This window comes from Blautia sp. AF19-1 (assembly GCF_003479155.1).
GTDB classification, from domain to species: Bacteria; Bacillota; Clostridia; order Lachnospirales; family Lachnospiraceae; genus Fusicatenibacter; species Fusicatenibacter saccharivorans.
This window is the reverse complement of the sequence record NZ_QUGQ01000005.1, coordinates 72,991-93,099: the sequence shown is the minus strand read 5'-3', so window position 1 is coordinate 93,099 and position 20,109 is coordinate 72,991. Positions and strand designations below refer to the sequence as shown.

The following is a 20,109-nucleotide window of genomic DNA, read 5'->3' as shown; positions in this document are numbered from 1 at the left end:
GTTCTTATTTTTATTTGTCCAGATACGCCGCAAGCAGTTCCAGCGTATTCTTCACGCCGTCCACATGGCTTCTCTCATATCCATGGGATGCGTACACACCGGCGCCGATCAGGGCATGGCGTGCGTCTGCGCCGCCGCGGAGCGTTGCCTCCACGTCAGAGCCGTAGTGCGGGTAAACATCCGCCGCATAGTCGATTCCGTTTGCTTTTGCTGCCGCAATCAGCTCACCGGTAAAATCGTAGCTGTAAGGGCCGCCGCTGTCTTTGACGCAGATGGATACCTGATGCTCTTTACACTCCAGTCCGTCGCCGACACAGCCCATATCAACAGAAAGGATATCCGTCACACCCTCCGGCACGGAAGCAGATCCGCCGTGGCCGACTTCTTCGTACACGGTGATGTGCTGATAAACCGGACGGGACGGTGTGATATTTTCTTCTTTTAAATACTTCGCATAGCCGAGCAGGATTGCAACGCTCAGTTTATCATCGAGAAAACGGCTCTTGATGTATCCCTTCTCGGTGATGCGGGTTCTCGTCTCAAAGCAGACGATATCACCGGTCTCGATGCCGAGCGCTTTTGTCTCCTCTTTGGAGAAGACCATCTCATCCAGAACGACCTCCATATTGTCGTAGGTGCGGTCCTGCTGGTCGTAGGAACCGTTGACATGGATCGACGGGTTGTTCATCTGGAAGCAGCCCTCGTACCGTTTTCCGTCTCTTGTGATGACAACGCAGTTTTCCGTCTCCGCATTGTTCGGATTCATACCGCCGAGCGCGGTGAGACGAAGACGGCCGTTTCCTTTCACTTCCGCTACCATGCCGCCGAGCGTATCGGTATGTGTCTCCACAAGGACACCGCCGTTTCCTTCACAGCCTTTGGCAAGCTGCACCAGAAGGCCGCCCTTTGTGGTGATCACCGGCGCATAGCCCATCGCTTCGTACTCTGCTTTCAGCCATGCAATGGCATCTTTCGTGTAGCCGGTCGGGCTGTCGATGGAGAGCAGTTTTTTCAGTTTCTCTGTTATAAAATCAACATAAACCTTTGTATTTTTCATGTTTCTTCCTCCATTTTTGTTTCTGTTTTTTCTTCTTTTTTCGAAACATTTTGAAACAGAAACTGCAGATTTTTTTCTTTCCGAAAAAAGATCCTGCCCTTCATCATACCACAGAAATAAATTGGATACAACCATCGGAAAACGGAAAAATGGAAATAAGGAAAATGTAACTGGACAAACTACCATATGCCATGCTATGTTTGAAGAGGGGGATACATTATTAGCTGTTATTCAAAAAAGTTTCTTCTATAATAAAATAAAGGTCGCCTCAAATTCAAATAAAGGAGCAAAAAAATGGACACAAAAGAACAGGCATCGCAGCCTGCATTACAAACGTTAAAAGAATATGCTGTCATTACCGCAGCTGTTCTGATCATGGACATTGGAATTTATGTTTTTAAATTCCCCAATAATTTTTCTTTCGGCGGTGTATCCGGTATGGCCGTTGTCATCTGCCGGTTTCTTCCGTTCACTGCCTCACAGATCAACCTTTTTATCAACCTGCTGCTTCTGCTGGTTGGTTTTGCTGTGCTGGGGCGGAACTTCGGCGTCAAGACAGCCTACGTGACCGTGCTTTCCTCGGTTCTTCTGAACATTTTTGAAAAGCTGTTTCCGATGGCACATCCGCTTACCGATGAGATCATGCTGGAGCTCTGCTTTGCCATTATTCTTCCGGCACTGGCGGCAGCACTGCTGTTTTTTGAGAATGCCTCCGGCGGCGGCACAGACATCATCGCCATGATTATTAAAAAATATTCTACAATGAATATTTCCACTGCCCTGCTGGTGACCGACCTCATCGTTGTCATCCTTGCTTTCCTGATTTTCGATACCTTAACCGGACTTTGTTCGGTTCTCGGTCTGATAGCGAAAACACTGCTGATTGACAAAACGATTGAGCGGATGAAGCTGAATAAATTTTTTACGATTATCTCCAACAATCCGCAGCCGATCTGCGATTTCATCACAAAGGATCTCAATCACAGCGCAACCCTTTACGACGCCGTCGGCGCTTACTCCGACCAGCAGCGGACAGTCATTCTCACGGTTGTGGATGTCAAGCAGGCCGTCTATCTTCAGCGGTTTATTCATGATACCGAGCCGACCGCGTTTATTGCGATCACAAAGAGCAGCGAAATTATCGGAAAAGGCTTCATGAGTTATATCTGATCGATTCAAACCATATTTTTCACGCAAAAACACAATAAAAATCTGATTATCCGCTAAAACACAGTATCTATCAGCATTTTCAAGGAAATAAACACATCAATTTACTACTTATTTACTACTAACGAATGAGCCTTGATACGCAAGTTTTCCTAGATATGCAAAGATATGGTACAGCACATCAGTATTGAAACAAGAAAAAATTGAATAACTTATAGACTATGGAACGCCTAACATGACGTTCCTTTTCTATTTTCAGCCGTTCTTATTGGACGGCTATTTTATTACCCGAATGAAAGGAGCATTAGATTTATGAAAAAGACATTGAAACGATTGTGTACGGGCTTCTTAGCTCTTGCAACTGTCGTTACTGCTTTACCGACTACACCCGTTCATGCAGAAAGCAAGCAATACTGGACGGAGTCAAAAGAGCGTGTCGGTATCGTTGAAAAAGTAATGAATGACGGTTCGATTGGTTCTACCTTTAATGAGGGACATTTAACCGTTGAGAGCGAGGACGCTTACTGTATTGACATTAACACAGACTTTAAGAATGGTTACAAGACCAGAGCTGACGCAAGCTCACGCATGAGTATCGACCAGATAAGCGACGTTGCCTTATCTATCGAATGTGTAAAACAGTACACAGACAGTCACAGCGGAATAAGCAAAAATCACGCTTACCTTTTAAGACAGCTTGTAGTCTGGCAGAGATTGAGCGTACATCTTGGCTGGCAATGTGATAACGTGCGAGCTTCTTATGATGAAATTCCAAAGGCTACGCAGGACGAAGTTTTCTCTGGTGCAAGAGCCTTTGTCAAAGAAAATAAAGGACGCTATGAATGTGGCGGTTATATCTACTCTGGCGAGGGGCAGGAATTGGGACAATTCTGGGCGAAACTGAATGTCGGAAATGCGAAACTTCAAAAGACTTCCAGTAATACCAGCATTACAGACGGTAACGGGAATTACTCTATTTCTGGTACAACCTATGGTGTCTTTGCTAATAAGGACTGCACAAAACAGCTTGCCACCCTTACGACTGATGAAAACGGAAATACAGATGTTGTAGAGGTAAAAGCAGGCACAGTCTATATCAAGGAATTATCCGCACCAGCAGGATATAAAGTAGATAAAACTGTATATTCCTTAAAGATTGAAGCTGGAAAGACAGCGACTTTGAACGTATCTGATACGCCAAAAGTAACGGACACTTTGATTGAGCTTTTCAAGATAGATATGGAAACAAAGAAAGACAATCCGCAAGGGAACGCTTCTTTAGCAGGTGCGGAATTTACATGGAAGTATTATGCTGGCTTCTATAACAAAGACAATCTCCCTGCCGAAGCTACTCGAACATGGGTTACAAAGACAATCGCTGAAACAGACAGCTACGGGACAACTCATTACATCACAAAATTAGCGGACGCATACAAGGTGTCTGGCGACAGCTTCTATATACAAGACGGAAAAGCCGTTCTTCCACTTGGGACACTAACCATAGAAGAAACAAAAGCTCCAAACGGCTACTTGTTAGAGGGTGCATATATGCAGGCTGGCGATAAGTCCGAACAGATAAAGGGCTTATACCTTACACAGATTAGCGAGGACGGCGACCTTGCCGTATTATCTGGAAGTAACCAGTTTTCCGTATCAGACAAGGTTATCCGTGGCGGTGTCAAAATTCAGAAACGAGATTTAGAAACGGGCGATACCAAACCACAAGGAAGTGCCACTTTGAAAGATACTGCCTTTGACATCATTTCCTTAAATGATAATTCTGTTTTGGTTGAGGGCAAGCTATACAAGAAAAATGAAGTGGTAAAGACAATTCGTACAGATATTGAGGGTGTCGCTTCTACTTCTTCTGACCTTTTACCTTATGGAAAATTCCGTATCGTTGAAAGTGAAGCTCCCGACGGTTACTTAACTGACGGTGCAAAACCGATTGATTTTACAATCACAGAAAATGGAAAAATCGTAGATTTAACCGACGAAGCCCACTCTATCTACAATCAGATTAAGCGTGGAGATATTGAGGGAGTAAAAATCGGTGCAAGCACACACAAGCGTCTTGCTAATGTTCCCTTTAGGATCACAAGCAAGACGACGGGAGAAAGTCATGTGGTGGTAACTGATGATAACGGGCAGTTCTCTACTTCTGCTGACTGGGCTTCTCATAAGCACAATACCAACGCAGGCAAAACAAGCGAGGACGGCGTGTGGTTTGGAACTTCTGAACCAGATGACAGCAAAGGGGCATTGCCTTATGATACTTACATCATTGAGGAATTACGCTCTGACAGCAACAAAGGCTTTGAACTTATCCCACCGTTTGAAATCATGGTATCAAGAAATAACCTTGTGGTTGATTTAGGAACGCTGACTGATGAATACGAAAAAGAAATCTCTATCCATACCACAGCGACCAGCAAGGACGGCGAAAAGACTATCCTTGCAGGAAAAGAGGTAACAATCGTTGATACGGTCAAATTGGACGGACTTACAAAAGGCACAAAATACCAGTTAAAAGGCTGGCAGATGTTAAAGGAAGAAAACGCCGAACTTCTTATTGACGGGAAACGTGTAGAAAACGATTATACCTTTGTCGCTGATGATGAGGAAATGAAAGTGGAAATTTCCTATACGTTCAATGCGTCTGCTTTAGGTGGCAAAAACCTTGTTACCTTTGAAGAATTGTATGATTTAAGCAATCCAGACGAACCCGTAAAAGTTGCGGAACACAAGGACATTGAGGACGACGGGCAGACGGTACTTATCACAGAGCGTATCATCAAAATTCATACGACTGCTACCGATAAGGACGGCAACAAAGAGATTGAAGCAGGAAAAGACGTTACAATCATTGATACCGTAACCTTAGAGGGCTTAGAAGTCGGTACACAGTACAAACTTGTGGGCTGGCAGATGTTGAAAGAAGAAAATGCAGAACTTCTTATCAATGGAAAGCGTGTGGAAAGTGATTATACGTTTACTGCTGACAGCGAAACTATGAAAGTGGAAGTTGCTTTTACGTTTGACGCTACTTCTCTTGACGGCAAACAGATTGTAACTTTTGAAGAATTGTACGATTTGAGCAATCCAGACGAACCGAAGAAAGTTACCGAGCATAAGGACATTGACGACGAGGGACAGACGATTACCTTTAAGGAAAAACCAGAAGTCCCAGAAGAACCAGAGAAACCCGAAACACCACAGACACCAGAAAAGCCAAACAGACCTAGCGACAGTCCCAAAACGGGCGATAATACCAGCCTTTACGGACTGCTTGCACTTCTTATGACTTCTGGTGCTGGGCTGGCAGGTATCTTCTTCTACAAACGCCGTAAAATGAAGAAATCATAAGGCGGTAACGGTATGATGAAAGAAAAATCACGCTCTCCGCCGAAGCTGTCAAACGGCAGACTTCCGCTTATTCTGGCTTGTCTGCTAACAACCTGCAAGAACACGGATAGTCAAGGGTGCGTAAGCATTGATTTTACCCTTTACTATCGGTGGGATTGCTGGTACTTCCCGAACCGCCAGAATAAGCAATCACAATCAAAGAACTTATCAAGTATAGAAAGAAACGAGGTAAAACACTATGGAAATGAAATATGTCGTGCCAGATATGGCACAGTCTTTTGGAACTCTTGAATTTGCAGGCGAAAGCGAGCCAGTCTTTGAAAGAGATAAAAATAACCGCAGGGTCTTAGCCAGACGAAGCTATAACCTTTATTCTGACGTACAGAAAGGCGAAAATGTTGTGGTAGAAATTCCCGTGCAGGCTGGCGAAAAGCATTTCAAGTATGAGCAGAAAGTAAAACTTGTCAATCCGAAGTTATACGGCAGAGGTTACGCAATCGGGGATATGGGACATACCGATTATGTGTTAGTTGCTGATGATATTGTAGCAGTTGAAGAAAAGTAAAGGAGTGAAGAATTTATGAGATTATCAAACGGTTTTGTTATTGACAAAGAGAAAACATTTGGAGAATTAAAATTTACAGCGGTGCGTGATGTGTTCTTGCAGAATGAGGACGGAACACCGAGTACCCAGCTTAAAAAGCGTATCTATGATTTGAAATGCAGTCTGCACGGTGGAATTATCCCCGTGTCTGTACCGCCAGAAGTACCGTTAAGGGAATTTCCTTACAATGCAGTCGTGGAACTTGTCAATCCCGTAGCCGATACGGTATCAAAAAAGACCTATACGGGTGCAGATGTGGACTGGTATGTAAAGGCAGAGGATATTGTGTTGAAGAATAAAGGCAACCAGAACGCAGGCAGTCCACAGAACCATACACCGCAGGGACAACCGAAAAAGTAACACCATTTTTTTATGTTTTTGTAAGGAAAATTGAATTTTACTTTATGGAGTCTAATATGTAAGCAATATATTTCTTCTAGTATGAGTTTGTAATATATTAGGGTGGTAATTGGAAAATTGTTAGATAAATGATGATAAAGCGTGTATTTCAATTAAGATTTACACGCTAAAATATCAAATAAGAATGTTAGCACAAATTTGAGAAGTATAAATTCTTCTTGACAAATCTGTAAAAGTGTTTAAAATGTACTTATACAAAAAGTACATTTTAAAATGAGGTGAGATATGGAAATTATTATTAGCAATAATGCTAATAAGCCTATATATGAACAGATAACTTCTCAAATTAAGGCAATGATAATGAGCGAAGAATTGACAGCCGGAGATAGTCTTCCCTCAATGAGAGCTTTGGCAAAGTCGCTTCATGTAAGTGTAATCACAGTTCAAAAGGCTTATGAAGATTTACAGCGTGATGGTTTTATTGAAACTACAATAGGCAGAGGCAGTTTTGTATCTGCTCAAAACAAAGAATTTTATCAAGAAGAACAACAACGCATAGCAGAAGAACATTTGCAAATTGCCGCAGAAATCGGACGTACAAACAATATTTCACTTTCTAAACTACAAGAATTACTAACACTTTTTTACATGGAGGATGAATAATATGGAGTATGCTTTAAAATTATCAAATGTCTGTAAAGAATATGACAGTTCAGAGTTTGCTTTAGATAATGTTACATTTGATTTGCCAACTGGTACAGTTATGGGCTTTGTGGGAGAAAATGGTGCAGGGAAAACAACAACAATCGGATGTATTTTAAATACTCTCAAAAAAGACAAAGGGTCGATAGAGATTTTTGGAAAAGAAATGAATGACAATGATATACATATCCGAGAAAATATAGGTGTAGTATATGACGGCGATAATTTTCCGAATTATCTGTCGGCAAAACAACTATCAAATATTATGGCAGGAATTTATAAACAATGGGATATTACTTTGTTTAATAAATATTTAGAAAAATTTTCCTTAAATAGTAATCAAAAAATTTCAAAATACTCTAAAGGTATGACAATGAAACTAGCAATCGCTGTTGCATTATCTCACCACCCGAACTTGCTTATTCTTGACGAAGCAACCAGCGGATTAGACCCTGTAATGCGTGAGGAAATATTAGACATTTTTTTAGAGTTTGTAGAAAATGAAAATCATTCAATACTTTTATCTTCTCATATTACTAGCGACTTAGAGAGAATTGCTGATTATATTACTTTTATCCATAAAGGCAAGATTATTCTTACTGAAACAAAAGATAAGCTCATTTACAATTATGCAATTTTGAGATGTTCTGATAAGAATTTTTTATCTTTGGATACAGAAGATATACTGGTTTATCGTAAAAGAGATTATCAGATAGATGTTTTGGTTTCTGATATTGAAAAAGCTAGAAGAAAATATCCAAAAATTATTATTGACCATACAACGATTGATGAAATTATGTTGTTGTTAGTAAAGGGGGAAAATTGATGAAAGGACTTTTGAAAAACAATTTTATAGGGGTAATTGAAAATCTAAAACTTTTATTCCCTCTTGCTATTATATTGGGAATTATTGTTTCAATCACGGGTAGTGCTTCCTTATTAAGTATTTATTCTCTATCTATTACACCGATACTTTTGTTATTGGTTGTTTTATGTATGAGAAAAGAAACTTTATCCAAATGGGATAAATACAAGATTTCATTGCCAGTTAGGAGAAACGATATTGTTAAAAGTTACTATATCATTCACTTGTGTTGGTGTATAGGTGGAATGGCAATCGTTACATTCTTCATGTTTCTTACAGTCATCATACACGGCAATCAGTATTTTTATTATGGCTTTCGAGATGCGGTTACACTTATTTTAGGCGGTGGTATCTTGGCGATTTTTATTGGTTCATTTTTTTATCCACTCCATTATTTTTTGGGCGTGGAAAAAATTGAAATTACTGCAATCATAAGTTTGGTTGTTTCTGTTGCTGTTATTGTTGGAATAAGTCTTTTAATAAATACATTTATTGCTGGAAATGTGTCTGATACAACATATTATATAAGTTTAATTGTAATTGCGATTATTACCAGCATTTCGTATGTATGCTCCTATTTATTATCGGCATTTATTTTTTCTTCAAAAGAATTTTGAATAGACTTTCTTTTGATTGAGGAGAATACTTTTAAGGGATATTGGATGTAGAATAATTTAATTAAATCAAAGAATTATTTAATAATAAAATACGTGTTACTTTTATAAATATCTTATGTCTTAGCTCATACAAACTATATATTTTGTGTGAGCTTTTTTCGTATTCGGAAAGGAGTGATTGCTTTATGCGTAAGATTTGGAACAAAGGACACCGTATCAGAGCCAGCGACAAGCACCTTGTCTATCATTTTTCCATAGGGACGCTTCTGTTTGTATTTGTGGCGGTTTTTTTACTACTGAATATCAAACAGCTCATGCGTACCGATTGGGAGCATTTCAGCTTGTTAGAAAACGGCTTGACGCTCTCCCCTTACAACTTCATAACCATACTGATAGCGACTGGTGTTTGTGCATTGGTCGCTTTTCTGTATTACCGCTTCTGTTACGACAGTTTCAAGAAGCTCCTGCACCGTCAAAAATTGGCAAGAATGATACTGGAAAATAAGTGGTATGAAGCCGATACGGTACAAGACAGCGGTTTTTTTACTGACCTGCAAAGCAGATCAAGGGAAAAAATCGTCTGGTTTCCAAAGATTTATTATCAAATGGAAAAAGGACTGCTTCATATCCGCTGTGAAATCACGCTGGGGAAATATCAAGACCAGCTTTTACGGTTAGAAGATAAGCTGGAAAGTGGCTTGTATTGCGAGCTGACCGACAAGACCCTGCATGACGGCTATATCGAATATACCCTGCTTTATGATATGATAGCAAACCGCATTACCATTGATGAAGTACGGGCAGAAAACGGCTGTCTTAGATTGATGAAAAATCTTGTTTGGGAATATGACGCACTCCCTCACGCCCTTATCGCTGGTGGGACTGGTGGCGGTAAAACTTATTTTCTGCTGACGCTCATTGAAGCCTTACTGCATACAGACGCTATTCTTTACATTTTAGACCCAAAGAACGCCGACCTTGCGGATTTAGGAACAGTCATGCCGAATGTCTACCATACCAAAGAAGAAATGATAGATTGTGTCAATTCCTTTTATGAGGGCATGGTACAGCGAAGTGAGGAAATGAAGCGACACCCGAATTATAAGACGGGCGAAAACTACGCCTATCTTGGTTTACCGCCCTGCTTTTTAATCTTTGACGAATATGTGGCGTTCTTTGAAATGTTGGGGGTAAAGGAAAGCACGAGCCTACTTAGCCAATTAAAGAGAATCGTCATGCTGGGACGGCAGGCTGGATATTTCCTTATCGTCGCTTGTCAAAGACCAGACGCAAAGTATTTCTCGGACGGGATAAGGGATAACTTCAACTTTCGTGTAGGACTGGGGCGTATCAGTGAGCTTGGTTACGGTATGCTGTTTGGTTCTGACGTGAAGAAACAGTTTTTCCAGAAGCGTATCAAAGGTCGTGGTTACTGTGATGTGGGAACAAGCGTCATCAGTGAATTTTACACACCTTTAGTCCCGAAAGGACATGATTTTTTGCAGACTATCGGCTCCCTTGCACAAGCAAGGCAGGACGGGACGGCGACGTGCGAAGCGAAAGGCGACGGCACGGACTAGCCGTTGCTGGTGTGGCGTCAGCCACGCCAGCAGGTAAAACCCCTCGGTATCTAACAGAGGGGTACGTTTGCAAATAGACAATAGACAAAAAACATAGGAAACATAAGGCTTCTGGTATGATTTCCTAGCAAAATTCAGTTGTGAAGTCGCTTAAAAAAACTTCACACTTTACAGATTGGGGGTATGGTTCTGAATGAAGAACAATGGATAAAAGAATTACGGGAGAAACGGGTTGCTTACGGTATCTCGCAAGGCAGACTGGCGGTGGCTTCTGGTATCACAAGAGAATATCTCAACAAGATAGAAAGCGGAAAAATGAAGCCGTCAAAGGAACTTCTGGAAACTCTGCATAAGGAACTGGCAAGGTTCAATCCAGAAGTACCGCTTACCATGCTGTTTGATTATGTGAAAATTCGTTTTCCCACGCTGGATATACAGCACATCATCAAAGATATATTAAAACTGAATATCAATTATATGCTCCATGAAGATTACGGACATTACAGTTATACGGAGCATTATTCTTTAGGGGACATCTTTATCTATACGTCGGCTGACGAAGAAAAAGGTGTCCTTTTAGAGTTAAAGGGGCGAGGTTGCAGGCAGTTTGAAAGTTACCTGCTGGCACAGCAAAGAAGCTGGTATGACTTCCTCATGGACGCACTCATAGACGGGGGCGTGATGAAACGTATCGACCTTGCTATCAACGACCATACGGGCATTTTAGATATTCCAGAGCTTGCGGAAAAATGCAGGAAACGGGAATATATCGGAAAGTCCAGAAGCTATAAGTTTTATCAGTCGGGCGAGCTTATCAAGCACAGAGAGGACGACAGAGAATATATGGGACGTACCCTTTATCTTGGTTCGCTGAAATCAGATGTGTATTTTTGTATCTATGAAAAGGACTATGAGCAGTACGTCAAGTTAGGGACACCGCTTGAAGAAGCCGACATTATCAACCGTTTTGAGATACGGCTTAGAAATGAACGTGCCTATTATGCAGTACGAGATTTGCTGACCTATTATGACGCAGAGCAGACCGCCTTTTCTATCATCAACCAGTATGTGCGGTTTGTTGATGAAGAACCAGACAAGCGAAAAAATGACTGGAAACTCAATGACCGCTGGGCTTGGTTTATCGGCGATAACAGACAGAGTTTGAAGCTGACGACAAAGCCAGAGCCTTATACCTTAGACCGTACATTGCGTTGGGTACAAAGGCAGGTAGCACCAACCTTGAAAATGCTGAAAAAGATTGATAAGGGAAACGGTACAGACTACATGGAAACAATCGAACAGCAGGCAAAACTCACAGAAAAGCATGAAATGATAATCAAACAGCAGACGACCCCTGCAAAAGATTTGGTGGAAAGTTAGGAGTGATAAAGAATGTGGGAATTGTTGAAAGACTTATTGCTGGTATCTGTGGGAATGGGTATCGGAGTAGTCATGATGTGTATTGTATCAGTCGGCAAGGAAGCTGACTGTGAAATGATGAAATTAAAAGAAAGCGAGGACAATTAAATGAATTTCGGTCAAAATTTATATCAATGGTTTTTATCAAACGCACAGAGCTTGGTGCTTATGTCGATCGTGGTTATCGGTATCTACTTAGGTTTCAAGCGTGAGTTTTCCAAACTTATCGGCTTCTTGGTAGTTGCCTTAATTGCTGTCGGCTTGGTATTCAATGCTGGCGGTGTGAAAGATGTACTGTTAGAGCTGTTCAATAAAATTATCGGTGCTTAAAATTTTGTTGTAATGCTTATATGTGAATGGTATAATTGGGGTATGAAAAAAGATAAAATAGATTTGGAGTTAAGCTATGGATTATGTCATACGGGAAATAAAAAAAGAAGAATATGTTTTACTCAATGACTTTTTGTATGAAGCAATTTATATTCCAGACGGTGTTGAGCCACCACCTAAATCAATAATTAACTGTCCAGAATTACAAGAATATGTTTTTGAATTTGGAAAGCGAAAAGATGATAGGGCTTTAGTTGCGGAAGTTCAAGGAAATGTCGTGGGTGCTATTTGGGTACGAATAATGAACGATTACGGACACATTGACAATGATACACCGTCCCTTGCTATGTCTGTTTTTCAAAAGTATAGAGGACAAGGGATTGGAACTTCATTATTGCAACAGTTATTGTCAATGGAAAAATCTTTTGGATATTCAAAAATTTCCTTATCTGTTCAAAAAAATAATTATGCAGTAAAAATGTATAAGAAAGCAGGTTTTCTTGTTGTTGATGAAAATAGCGAAGAATATATTATGACCGCAACTCTATAACAGATAATCTAGTTTACAATTTCATATCCATACACACAAAGCAGTTAGTCTTAGGATTGACTGCTTTTTTCTTACCTAAAATTTCAGATTGGAGTGATGAAATGAACGATATTTTTAAGGATATGCAGGCAAAAGTCGGCTGTGAATACATTTCCGACCTGCCCTCTTACAAGCGTAAGGTGTGGCATGAAATGAAACGGCTGAACCCTGCCGACTATGAAGAAAGACAGTTAGAAGATTTTTCTAAATATGTGTTTGGTATCTCATACCAGAACTTAAAAGATGTGATGAACCAACAGAAAGGACGTGAGGAACAATGCAGGAAACAAGGGTACTGGTGGAAACGAGAGGAACAACTGACGAAGAAACAATATCATACTGGTTCGACCTGCCGATAGATGTTGCCGAGTTTGAAGAAAAGTTAGGTGTCGGTGCAGAAAGTGGGGATTACTGTATTATCGAAAAGGTGTTGCCTTTTGCTGATGAAGTTCACGAACATACAAGCGTGTATCAGCTCAACGAATTAGATTTTATGTACCGCCAGCTTTCAAGTGATATGCAGGAAGAATATGTATCACTACTTACGGTGTTTGAGAATTTAGAAGCACTTTATATTTGCAGGAACGTGATTACCGTTTATCCAGACTGCAAAAGCATGATAGATGTTGCAAGGCAAAAGCTGATGAACGACCCGACATTTAAGCATTTATCCGAGGACTGTCAAGAATATTACTTTGACTTTGAAGCCTACGCTTCTCACTTGCAGGAACACGGGAAATTTTTAGTAACGGAACACGGTATCTTTGAACTGCCAGAGTAGGAAATGAGGTGGTGCTTATGATTGATGATATGGCGGTTTATATCGCTAATCTTGGCAAATACAATGAGGGCTATTTAGTCGGTGCTTGGTTTACATTTCCCATTGACGAGGAAGATGTAAAAGAAAAAATCGGCTTGAATGAACAGTATGAGGAATACGCTATCCATGATACTGACAACTTCCCCATTGCGATTGGCGAGTATGTTTCCATTGAAGAACTCAATGAGATGTATGAAATGATAGAGGAACTTCCCGACTATATCGTAGAATGTCTGGACGAATTTATCAGCCACTACGGGACGCTGGAAGAAGTCGTGGAACATAAGGACGATATTTATTATTATCCCGACTGTGAAACCATGACAGACGTTGCCTACTACTACATAGACGAATTGCAGGCACTGGGGGATATTCCACCCAGCTTGCAGAACTACATTGACTATGAAGCCTACGGGCGAGATTTGGATATGGGCGGTTGCTTTATTGAAACAAGCCGAGGTATGTGCGAGATACCATATTAACGCTGGAAGATCAGCAACAAGCATTGTTGCTACTGACAGCGTATTTCTCTTTAAGGGACAGTCTGAAACATGGCTGTCCTTTTCTCTTTGAAGAACTTACGAAAGGAGCTGAAAGAACTTGAAAAAGATTAAATCTTATACGGGTATCTGGAACGTGGAAAAAGTCTTGTATGCAATCAATGACTTTAACCTGCCTTTTCCCGTTACCTTTACACAGATTACATGGTTTGTGATTACAGAATTTATCATCATTCTGTTTGGGGATATGCCCCCACTTTCCATGATTGAGGGAGCATTTCTCAAATACTTTGGTATTCCCGTTGCTCTCACTTGGTTCATGTCGCAGAAAACCTTTGACGGAAAGAAGCCGTACAGCTTTTTGAAATCACAGATAACCTATGCCCTGCGACCGAAAATCACTTATGCAGGAAAAGCCGTAAAACTGCATAAGCAGACCTTGAATGAAACAATCACGGCAGTAAGGAGTGTGAAGTATGTTCCCGATAAAATATATTGACAATAACCTTGTCTGGAACAAGGACAATGAGGTGTTCGCTTACTATGAGCTGATACCGTACAACTATTCTTTCCTATCCGCAGAAGAAAAGTATATCGTGCATGACAGCTTTCGCCAGCTAATCGCACAGTCCCGTGAGGGTAAAATTCATGCCTTGCAGATTGCTACGGAAAGCTCAATCCGAAGTATGCAGGAGCAGTCAAAAAAGCTGGTTACGGGAAAATTAAAGGAAATCGCTTGCCAGAAGATAGACGAACAGACCGAAGCGTTAGTATCAATGATTGGGGACAATCAAGTGGACTACCGCTTTTTTCTTGGCTTTAAGCTCATGGTTACGGAAGAACAGCTCAATCTGAAGAACATCAAAAAATCGGCGTGGCTGACGTTCAAGGAATTTCTCCATGAAGTAAACCACACGCTGATGAATGACTTTGTTTCCATGCCGAATGATGAAATCAACCGTTACATGAAAATGGAAAAGCTACTGGAAAATAAAATCTCCCGTCGCTTTAAGGTGCGTCGCTTGGAAATCAATGATTTTGGGTATCTCATGGAACATCTTTACGGCAGGGACGGTATCGCCTATGAAGATTATGAGTATCAGCTACCAAAGAGGAAATTGAACAAAGAAACGCTGATAAAATACTACGACCTTATCCGTCCGACAAGGTGTGTGATTGAAGAAAGCCAGCGATATTTACGCTTGGAACATGAGGACAAGGAAAGCTATGTGTCTTATTTTACCGTCAATGCGATTGTCGGCGAGCTTGATTTTCCGTCAAGTGAAATCTTCTATTTCCAGCAACAGCAATTTACCTTTCCCGTTGATACTTCTATGAATGTAGAAATCGTAGAAAATCGAAAAGCATTAACAACCGTCCGCAATAAGAAAAAGGAATTGAAAGACCTTGACAATCACGCCTATCAAGCTGGAAGTGAAACCAGTTCAAATGTGGTGGACGCTTTAGACAGCGTGGACGAGCTGGAAACAGACTTAGACCAGAGTAAAGAAAGTATGTATAAGTTAAGCTACGTTATTCGGGTGTCTGCACCCGATCTTGACGAGCTGAAACGCCGTTGTGATGAAGTCAAGGACTTTTACGACGACCTCAATGTAAAGCTGGTGCGTCCTGCTGGGGATATGCTGGGGCTTCATTCTGAATTTCTTCCAGCCAGCAAGCGATATATCAATGATTATGTGCAGTATGTAAAATCAGACTTCCTGGCAGGGCTTGGGTTTGGTGCTACCCAGCAGTTAGGGGAAACTATGGGTATCTATATGGGCTATTCCGTTGATACGGGAAGAAATGTGTACCTGCAACCGTCTTTAGCTTCGCAGGGTGTAAAAGGAACAGTTACCAACGCCCTTGCTTCTGCTTTTGTCGGTTCGCTTGGCGGTGGTAAATCGTTCTGCAACAATCTTCTGGTGTATTATTCGGTTCTCTTTGGGGGACAAGCGGTTATCTTAGACCCAAAATCAGAGCGTGGCAACTGGAAAGAAACACTTCCAGAAATCGCCCATGAAATCAATATCGTAAATCTTACCAGCGACAAGGACAATGCAGGACTTCTTGACCCATTCGTGATTATGAAGAATGTAAAAGACGCTGAAAGTCTGGCAATCGACATCTTGACATTCCTTACGGGTATTTCCTCTAGGGACGGCGAAAAATTCCCCGTGTTACGAAAAGCGGTACGTTCCGTTACCCAGAGCGACAGTCGAGGTTTGCTCCATGTGATAGACGAGCTACGCCGTGAAGATACACCCATATCAAGAAATATCGCAGACCATATCGACAGCTTCACGGACTACGACTTTGCACACCTGCTGTTTTCAGACGGTACGGTGGAAAATGCAATCAGTTTAGATAATCAGCTCAATATCATTCAAGTAGCCGACCTTGTGTTGCCAGATAAAGATACCACTTTTGAGGAATACACGACCATTGAATTATTGTCGGTGTCTATGCTGATTGTGATTAGTACCTTTGCCCTTGATTTTATCCATTCGGACAGAAGTATTTTTAAGATTGTCGATTTGGACGAAGCGTGGGCGTTCTTAAATGTGGCACAAGGAGAAACGCTCTCTAACAAGCTGGTTCGTGCTGGACGAGCTATGCAGGCAGGCGTTTATTTCGTTACACAATCTTCTGGCGACGTGTCAAAGGAAAGTCTGAAAAATAATATCGGCTTAAAATTTGCTTTCCGTTCTACTGACATCAACGAGATAAAACAGACCTTAGAATTTTTCGGTATCGACAAGGACGACGAAAACAACCAGAAACGCTTGCGTGATTTGGAGAACGGACAATGCTTATTGCAGGACTTATACGGGCGTGTCGGTGTGGTGCAGATACACCCAGTCTTTGAAGAACTGCTACACGCCTTTGATACCAGACCGCCCGTACAGAGAAATGAGGTGGAGTGATGAAAGAAAGGGTAAAAGGTGCGTTCACAAAAAAGAAGATTTTCCACTTTCTCAAAATGCCTCTGTTCGTGGTGGCACTCTCCCTTATCCTGCTTTCACTTCTGGGGACGGTAGCTCATGCAACGGGGCTTGTGGACGATACCATAAACGCAGAAAATCTGTATTCAAAATATCCGTTGTCGAATTACCAGCTTGATTTTTATGTAGATAATAGCTGGTCGTGGCTTCCGTGGAACTGGCTGGACGGGATTGGAAAATCGGTACAGTACGGGCTTTACTGTATTACCAACTTTGTCTGGACGATAAGCCTTTATTTAAGCAATGCCACGGGCTATGTGGTGCAGGAAGCCTATAAACTTGATTTCATTAACGATATGGCAGACAGTATCGGAAAAAGCATACAGACTCTTGCAGGCGTAACACAGAACGGCTTTTCTTCTACGGGCTTCTATATCGGTTTTCTGCTTCTCATTATCTTAGTGGTGGGACTTTATGTTGCCTATACGGGACTGATAAAAAGAGAAACCAGCAAGGCACTTCACGCCGTTATCAACTTTGTGGTGGTATTCGTGTTGTCTGCTTCATTTATTGCCTACGCTCCCGATTACATCAAAAAGATAAATGAGTTTTCATCAGACATCAGTACCGCTTCACTTGACTTGGGAACAAAAATCATGCTCCCCAACTCTGACAGCGAGGGCAAGGACAGCGTGGACTTGATACGGGACAGCTTATTTTCTATTCAAGTGGAACAGCCGTGGTTACTCTTACAATTCGGGAACAGCAACGCAGAGGAAATCGGAACAGACCGTGTAGAAGCTCTTGTATCGGCAAGTCCAGAGGACGAGGACGGGAAAACCAGAGAGGAAGTCGTGAAAACAGAAATCGAGGACAACGACAACAACAATCTGACGATACCGCAGGTGGTAAACCGTTTAGGTATGGTGTTTTTCCTCTTGTTCTTTAACTTAGGTATCACGATATTTGTATTCTTGCTTACGGGCATGATGTTGTTTAGCCAGATACTTTTTATTATCTTTGCAATGTTTCTACCTATCAGCTTTTTACTTTCCATGATACCGAGCTATGAAAGCATGGCAAAGCAGGCAATCGTAAGGGTGTTTAATACCATAATGACACGGGCAGGAATAACGCTTATTGTAACGGTGGCGTTCAGCATTTCCAGTATGTTTTATAACATATCCACGGACTATCCGTTCTTTATGGTAGCGTTCTTGCAGATAGTATGTTTCGCTGGTATCTACATGAAGCTGGGCGATTTAATGAGTATGTTCTCTTTGAACGCTAATGATAGTCAAAGTATGGGACGAAGAATTTTCCGCAGACCGTATCTATACTTGGCACATAGGGCTAGGCGTATGGAAAGACGGCTTGCTGGTGCGGTTACTGCTGGCGGTGTTGCTGGTGCGGTGGCTGGAAGTGCCGTTGCTGGCAAGAGAGCCGAAAGAAAAAATACGGCTTCTAAAGAAAATCGGGGCAATACCACTTCCAGCATGGGACAGCGTGCAGGTTCAAAGGTGGGGGCTGTCTTAGATACGAAAAATAAAGTGAAAGACAAGGCAAATGCTGTCAAAGAAAACATCAAGGATATGCCGACACAGACCGCTTATGCGGTGTATTCCGCAAAGGAAAAGGCAAAGTCCAGCGTGTCCGACTTCAAGCGTGGCATGGTGCAGGAACAGCAGTCCAGACAGACGGGGCGTTTGGAAAAGCAGGAACAGCATAGACAGAATATCGCTGACAAGCGTATGAAGCTTCAAAAGGCACAAGAAGCAAGGCAGGCACAGCGAAAGTCTGACGGATCAGCGACAACGGGAGCTACCCGTCCCCATGAGCGACCAGCCACAGCTTCAAAGCCGAGTGCGGAAAAAATGCAGGAAGTCAAACGCCCTGCCACAGCGACCACTTCAAAAGCAAGTGAACCAGTCAAGACAAATGTTATCAAAGAGCGTCCGTTATCTTCTGGTGCTTCTGATAGGAAAGCGACCCAGTCTGCACAGCCAGTACATAGGCAGAATGTAGAAAAAGTGGTATCGCAGGAAACACGACAGAATTACACCAAAGACCGCAGGATAAAGGTTCAGCAGACGCAGACCGTCCAAAAGAACCAGCAGACCACAGAGAAAAAACGTAACCTTGTAACGAAGAAAGGACAAAAGAAAAAATGAAACTGAAACATATTGCTTTCATTAGCAGTCTGTTTCCTATCCTCTTTTCTCTGGTGCTTTTCTTTGGTGTCCTCATTAGTGCAGACAGCGACGACGAAAACAGCAATTTTTCTTCTGGCATTACGGGTATGAACTTATCCGCAGAAGTCTTGAAACATCAGCCTATGGTGGAAAAGTACGCCAGAGAATACGGCATTTCTGAGTATGTCAATGTGTTGCTGGCTATCATTCAAGTAGAAAGTGGCGGTACGGCAGAAGATGTTATGCAGAGTTCGGAAAGTCTTGGTTTACCGCCTAATTCCTTAGATACGGAAAGCTCAATCAAGCAGGGGTGTAAGTATTTTGCGTCCCTGCTTTCTTCCTGCAAAAATCAAGGTATCGACGATTTGAATGTAGCGATACAGTCCTATAACTATGGCGGTGGCTATGTGGGATATGTGGCAGGAAAAGGAAAGAAACATACATACAATCTTGCAGAGAGCTTCGCTCGTGAGAAATCGGGTGGAAAGAAAGTAACCTATACGAACCCGATAGCCGTTGCGAAGAATGGGGGCTGGCGGTATGGCTATGGAAATATGTTCTATGTGGAATTAGTCAATCAGTATTTAACTGTTCCGCAGGTGTCGGGAGAACTGGCACAAAAGGTAATGAATGAAGCGTTGAAATATCAAGGCTGGAAATATGTGTATGGCGGTAGCAATCCCAACACTTCCTTTGACTGTTCGGGACTGACGCAATGGTGCTATGGAAAAGCGGGTATCTCCTTACCGAGAACGGCACAAGCCCAGTATGACGCAACCCAACATTTGCCACTTTCGCAGGCAAAAGCTGGGGACTTGGTCTTTTTCCATTCTACCTATAACGCTGGTTCGTATGTAACCCACGTCGGTATCTATGTGGGAAATAACCAGATGTACCATGCAGGCAATCCGATAGGATATGCAGACTTAAATAGTAGTTATTGGCAACAGCACTTAATCGGTGCAGGACGAGTAAAACAATAGAAAGGACTTGAAA

At 41.9% G+C, this 20,109-nt stretch carries 20 protein-coding genes; 19 read left to right on the top strand and 1 reads right to left on the bottom strand.

What is annotated here, in order from left to right:
* Positions 1–10 precede the first annotated feature (10 nt).
* Complete coding sequence (locus DWX26_RS04655) at positions 11–1,057, bottom strand: M42 family metallopeptidase (protein ID WP_117509152.1); 1,047 nt, start codon at positions 1,055–1,057, stop codon at positions 11–13.
* A gap of 294 nt (positions 1,058–1,351) precedes the next feature.
* Here DWX26_RS04655 and DWX26_RS04650 point away from each other — a divergent pair, with 294 nt between their 5' ends.
* The 19 genes from DWX26_RS04650 to DWX26_RS04550 all read left to right on the top strand — a co-directional run bounded on the left by DWX26_RS04650 (position 1,352) and on the right by DWX26_RS04550 (position 20,096).
* A complete protein-coding gene (locus DWX26_RS04650) occupies positions 1,352–2,227 on the top strand; it encodes a YitT family protein (protein ID WP_055267889.1) in 876 nt (291 codons plus the stop codon).
* 309 nt (positions 2,228–2,536) lie between these two features.
* Complete coding sequence (locus tag DWX26_RS04645; RefSeq protein WP_118600937.1) at positions 2,537–5,590, top strand: SrtB-anchored collagen-binding adhesin; 3,054 nt, start codon at positions 2,537–2,539, stop codon at positions 5,588–5,590.
* A gap of 238 nt (positions 5,591–5,828) precedes the next feature.
* Positions 5,829–6,155: a YdcP family protein gene (locus tag DWX26_RS04635; RefSeq protein WP_002606075.1), complete on the top strand. Its 327-nt coding sequence runs from the start codon at positions 5,829–5,831 to the stop codon at positions 6,153–6,155.
* Between the two features lie 15 nt (positions 6,156–6,170).
* The gene (locus tag DWX26_RS04630) at positions 6,171–6,554 is read left to right on the top strand and encodes a YdcP family protein (protein WP_117688233.1); all 384 of its coding nucleotides are present in this window, start codon (positions 6,171–6,173) and stop codon (positions 6,552–6,554) included.
* Between the two features lie 285 nt (positions 6,555–6,839).
* Positions 6,840–7,217 (top strand): GntR family transcriptional regulator, encoded by a 378-nt coding sequence (locus DWX26_RS04625; RefSeq protein WP_117636866.1) that lies wholly within the window; start codon positions 6,840–6,842, stop codon positions 7,215–7,217.
* A 1-nt stretch (position 7,218) separates the two neighbouring features.
* Entirely contained in the window at positions 7,219–8,082 is an 864-nt protein-coding gene (locus tag DWX26_RS04620) for an ABC transporter ATP-binding protein (RefSeq protein WP_117636865.1), read from the top strand.
* Positions 8,082–8,738 (top strand): ABC-2 transporter permease, encoded by a 657-nt coding sequence (locus DWX26_RS04615; protein ID WP_117636864.1) that lies wholly within the window; start codon positions 8,082–8,084, stop codon positions 8,736–8,738. Before DWX26_RS04620 ends, DWX26_RS04615 begins: the two co-directional genes overlap by 1 nt.
* 185 nt (positions 8,739–8,923) lie before the next feature.
* Complete coding sequence (locus DWX26_RS04610; protein ID WP_117688234.1) at positions 8,924–10,318, top strand: FtsK/SpoIIIE domain-containing protein; 1,395 nt, start codon at positions 8,924–8,926, stop codon at positions 10,316–10,318.
* A gap of 183 nt (positions 10,319–10,501) precedes the next feature.
* Positions 10,502–11,698, top strand: a complete 1,197-nt coding sequence (gene mobT / locus DWX26_RS04600; RefSeq protein WP_118600936.1) for a MobT family relaxase — start codon at positions 10,502–10,504, stop codon at positions 11,696–11,698.
* Positions 11,699–11,710: 12 nt separating this feature from the next.
* Positions 11,711–11,845: a DUF3789 domain-containing protein gene (locus DWX26_RS04595; protein WP_117613852.1), complete on the top strand. Its 135-nt coding sequence runs from the start codon at positions 11,711–11,713 to the stop codon at positions 11,843–11,845.
* A complete protein-coding gene (locus tag DWX26_RS04590) occupies positions 11,846–12,067 on the top strand; it encodes a hypothetical protein (RefSeq protein ID WP_003060793.1) in 222 nt (73 codons plus the stop codon).
* Between the two features lie 76 nt (positions 12,068–12,143).
* Positions 12,144–12,617, top strand: a complete 474-nt coding sequence (locus DWX26_RS04585) for a GNAT family N-acetyltransferase (RefSeq protein ID WP_117613851.1) — start codon at positions 12,144–12,146, stop codon at positions 12,615–12,617.
* A 101-nt stretch (positions 12,618–12,718) separates the two neighbouring features.
* Entirely contained in the window at positions 12,719–13,015 is a 297-nt protein-coding gene (locus DWX26_RS04580; protein ID WP_074038079.1) for a conjugal transfer protein, read from the top strand.
* Positions 12,934–13,437, top strand: a complete 504-nt coding sequence (locus DWX26_RS04575) for an antirestriction protein ArdA (protein WP_118437794.1) — start codon at positions 12,934–12,936, stop codon at positions 13,435–13,437. Before DWX26_RS04580 ends, DWX26_RS04575 begins: the two co-directional genes overlap by 82 nt.
* Before the next feature lie 17 nt (positions 13,438–13,454).
* Positions 13,455–13,958 (top strand): antirestriction protein ArdA, encoded by a 504-nt coding sequence (locus tag DWX26_RS04570; protein ID WP_002323345.1) that lies wholly within the window; start codon positions 13,455–13,457, stop codon positions 13,956–13,958.
* Between the two features lie 118 nt (positions 13,959–14,076).
* A complete protein-coding gene (locus DWX26_RS04565) occupies positions 14,077–14,475 on the top strand; it encodes a conjugal transfer protein (protein ID WP_117570699.1) in 399 nt (132 codons plus the stop codon).
* On the top strand, positions 14,453–16,903 hold the full coding sequence (locus DWX26_RS04560) for an ATP-binding protein (RefSeq protein ID WP_118600935.1): 2,451 nt from the start codon (positions 14,453–14,455) through the stop codon (positions 16,901–16,903). Before DWX26_RS04565 ends, DWX26_RS04560 begins: the two co-directional genes overlap by 23 nt.
* Entirely contained in the window at positions 16,903–19,092 is a 2,190-nt protein-coding gene (locus tag DWX26_RS04555; RefSeq protein WP_118600934.1) for a CD3337/EF1877 family mobilome membrane protein, read from the top strand. Before DWX26_RS04560 ends, DWX26_RS04555 begins: the two co-directional genes overlap by 1 nt.
* Positions 19,089–20,096, top strand: coding sequence for a C40 family peptidase (locus DWX26_RS04550; protein WP_118437791.1), 1,008 nt, complete (start codon positions 19,089–19,091; stop codon positions 20,094–20,096). The genes DWX26_RS04555 and DWX26_RS04550 overlap by 4 nt, the downstream gene beginning before the upstream one ends.
* The last annotated feature ends 13 nt before the right edge of the window (positions 20,097–20,109 follow it).

Excerpts from the sequence above, each read along its gene's own strand:
- DWX26_RS04550 (WP_118437791.1), top strand. The coding sequence starts at position 19,089 with ATGAAACTGAAACATATTGCTTTCATTAGCAGTCTGTTTCCTATCCTC.
- DWX26_RS04655 (WP_117509152.1), bottom strand. The coding sequence starts at position 1,057 with ATGAAAAATACAAAGGTTTATGTTGATTTTATAACAGAGAAACTGAAA.
- DWX26_RS04560 (WP_118600935.1), top strand. The coding sequence starts at position 14,453 with ATGTTCCCGATAAAATATATTGACAATAACCTTGTCTGGAACAAGGAC.
- DWX26_RS04650 (WP_055267889.1), top strand. The coding sequence starts at position 1,352 with ATGGACACAAAAGAACAGGCATCGCAGCCTGCATTACAAACGTTAAAA.
- mobT (WP_118600936.1), top strand. The coding sequence starts at position 10,502 with ATGGTTCTGAATGAAGAACAATGGATAAAAGAATTACGGGAGAAACGG.
- DWX26_RS04555 (WP_118600934.1), top strand. The coding sequence starts at position 16,903 with ATGAAAGAAAGGGTAAAAGGTGCGTTCACAAAAAAGAAGATTTTCCAC.
- DWX26_RS04620 (WP_117636865.1), top strand. The coding sequence starts at position 7,219 with ATGGAGTATGCTTTAAAATTATCAAATGTCTGTAAAGAATATGACAGT.
- DWX26_RS04635 (WP_002606075.1), top strand. The coding sequence starts at position 5,829 with ATGGAAATGAAATATGTCGTGCCAGATATGGCACAGTCTTTTGGAACT.
- DWX26_RS04645 (WP_118600937.1), top strand. The coding sequence starts at position 2,537 with ATGAAAAAGACATTGAAACGATTGTGTACGGGCTTCTTAGCTCTTGCA.
- DWX26_RS04590 (WP_003060793.1), top strand. The coding sequence starts at position 11,846 with ATGAATTTCGGTCAAAATTTATATCAATGGTTTTTATCAAACGCACAG.
- DWX26_RS04615 (WP_117636864.1), top strand. The coding sequence starts at position 8,082 with ATGAAAGGACTTTTGAAAAACAATTTTATAGGGGTAATTGAAAATCTA.
- DWX26_RS04595 (WP_117613852.1), top strand. The coding sequence starts at position 11,711 with ATGTGGGAATTGTTGAAAGACTTATTGCTGGTATCTGTGGGAATGGGT.
- DWX26_RS04585 (WP_117613851.1), top strand. The coding sequence starts at position 12,144 with ATGGATTATGTCATACGGGAAATAAAAAAAGAAGAATATGTTTTACTC.
- DWX26_RS04610 (WP_117688234.1), top strand. The coding sequence starts at position 8,924 with ATGCGTAAGATTTGGAACAAAGGACACCGTATCAGAGCCAGCGACAAG.
- DWX26_RS04580 (WP_074038079.1), top strand. The coding sequence starts at position 12,719 with ATGAACGATATTTTTAAGGATATGCAGGCAAAAGTCGGCTGTGAATAC.
- DWX26_RS04625 (WP_117636866.1), top strand. The coding sequence starts at position 6,840 with ATGGAAATTATTATTAGCAATAATGCTAATAAGCCTATATATGAACAG.
- DWX26_RS04575 (WP_118437794.1), top strand. The coding sequence starts at position 12,934 with ATGCAGGAAACAAGGGTACTGGTGGAAACGAGAGGAACAACTGACGAA.
- DWX26_RS04570 (WP_002323345.1), top strand. The coding sequence starts at position 13,455 with ATGATTGATGATATGGCGGTTTATATCGCTAATCTTGGCAAATACAAT.
- DWX26_RS04630 (WP_117688233.1), top strand. The coding sequence starts at position 6,171 with ATGAGATTATCAAACGGTTTTGTTATTGACAAAGAGAAAACATTTGGA.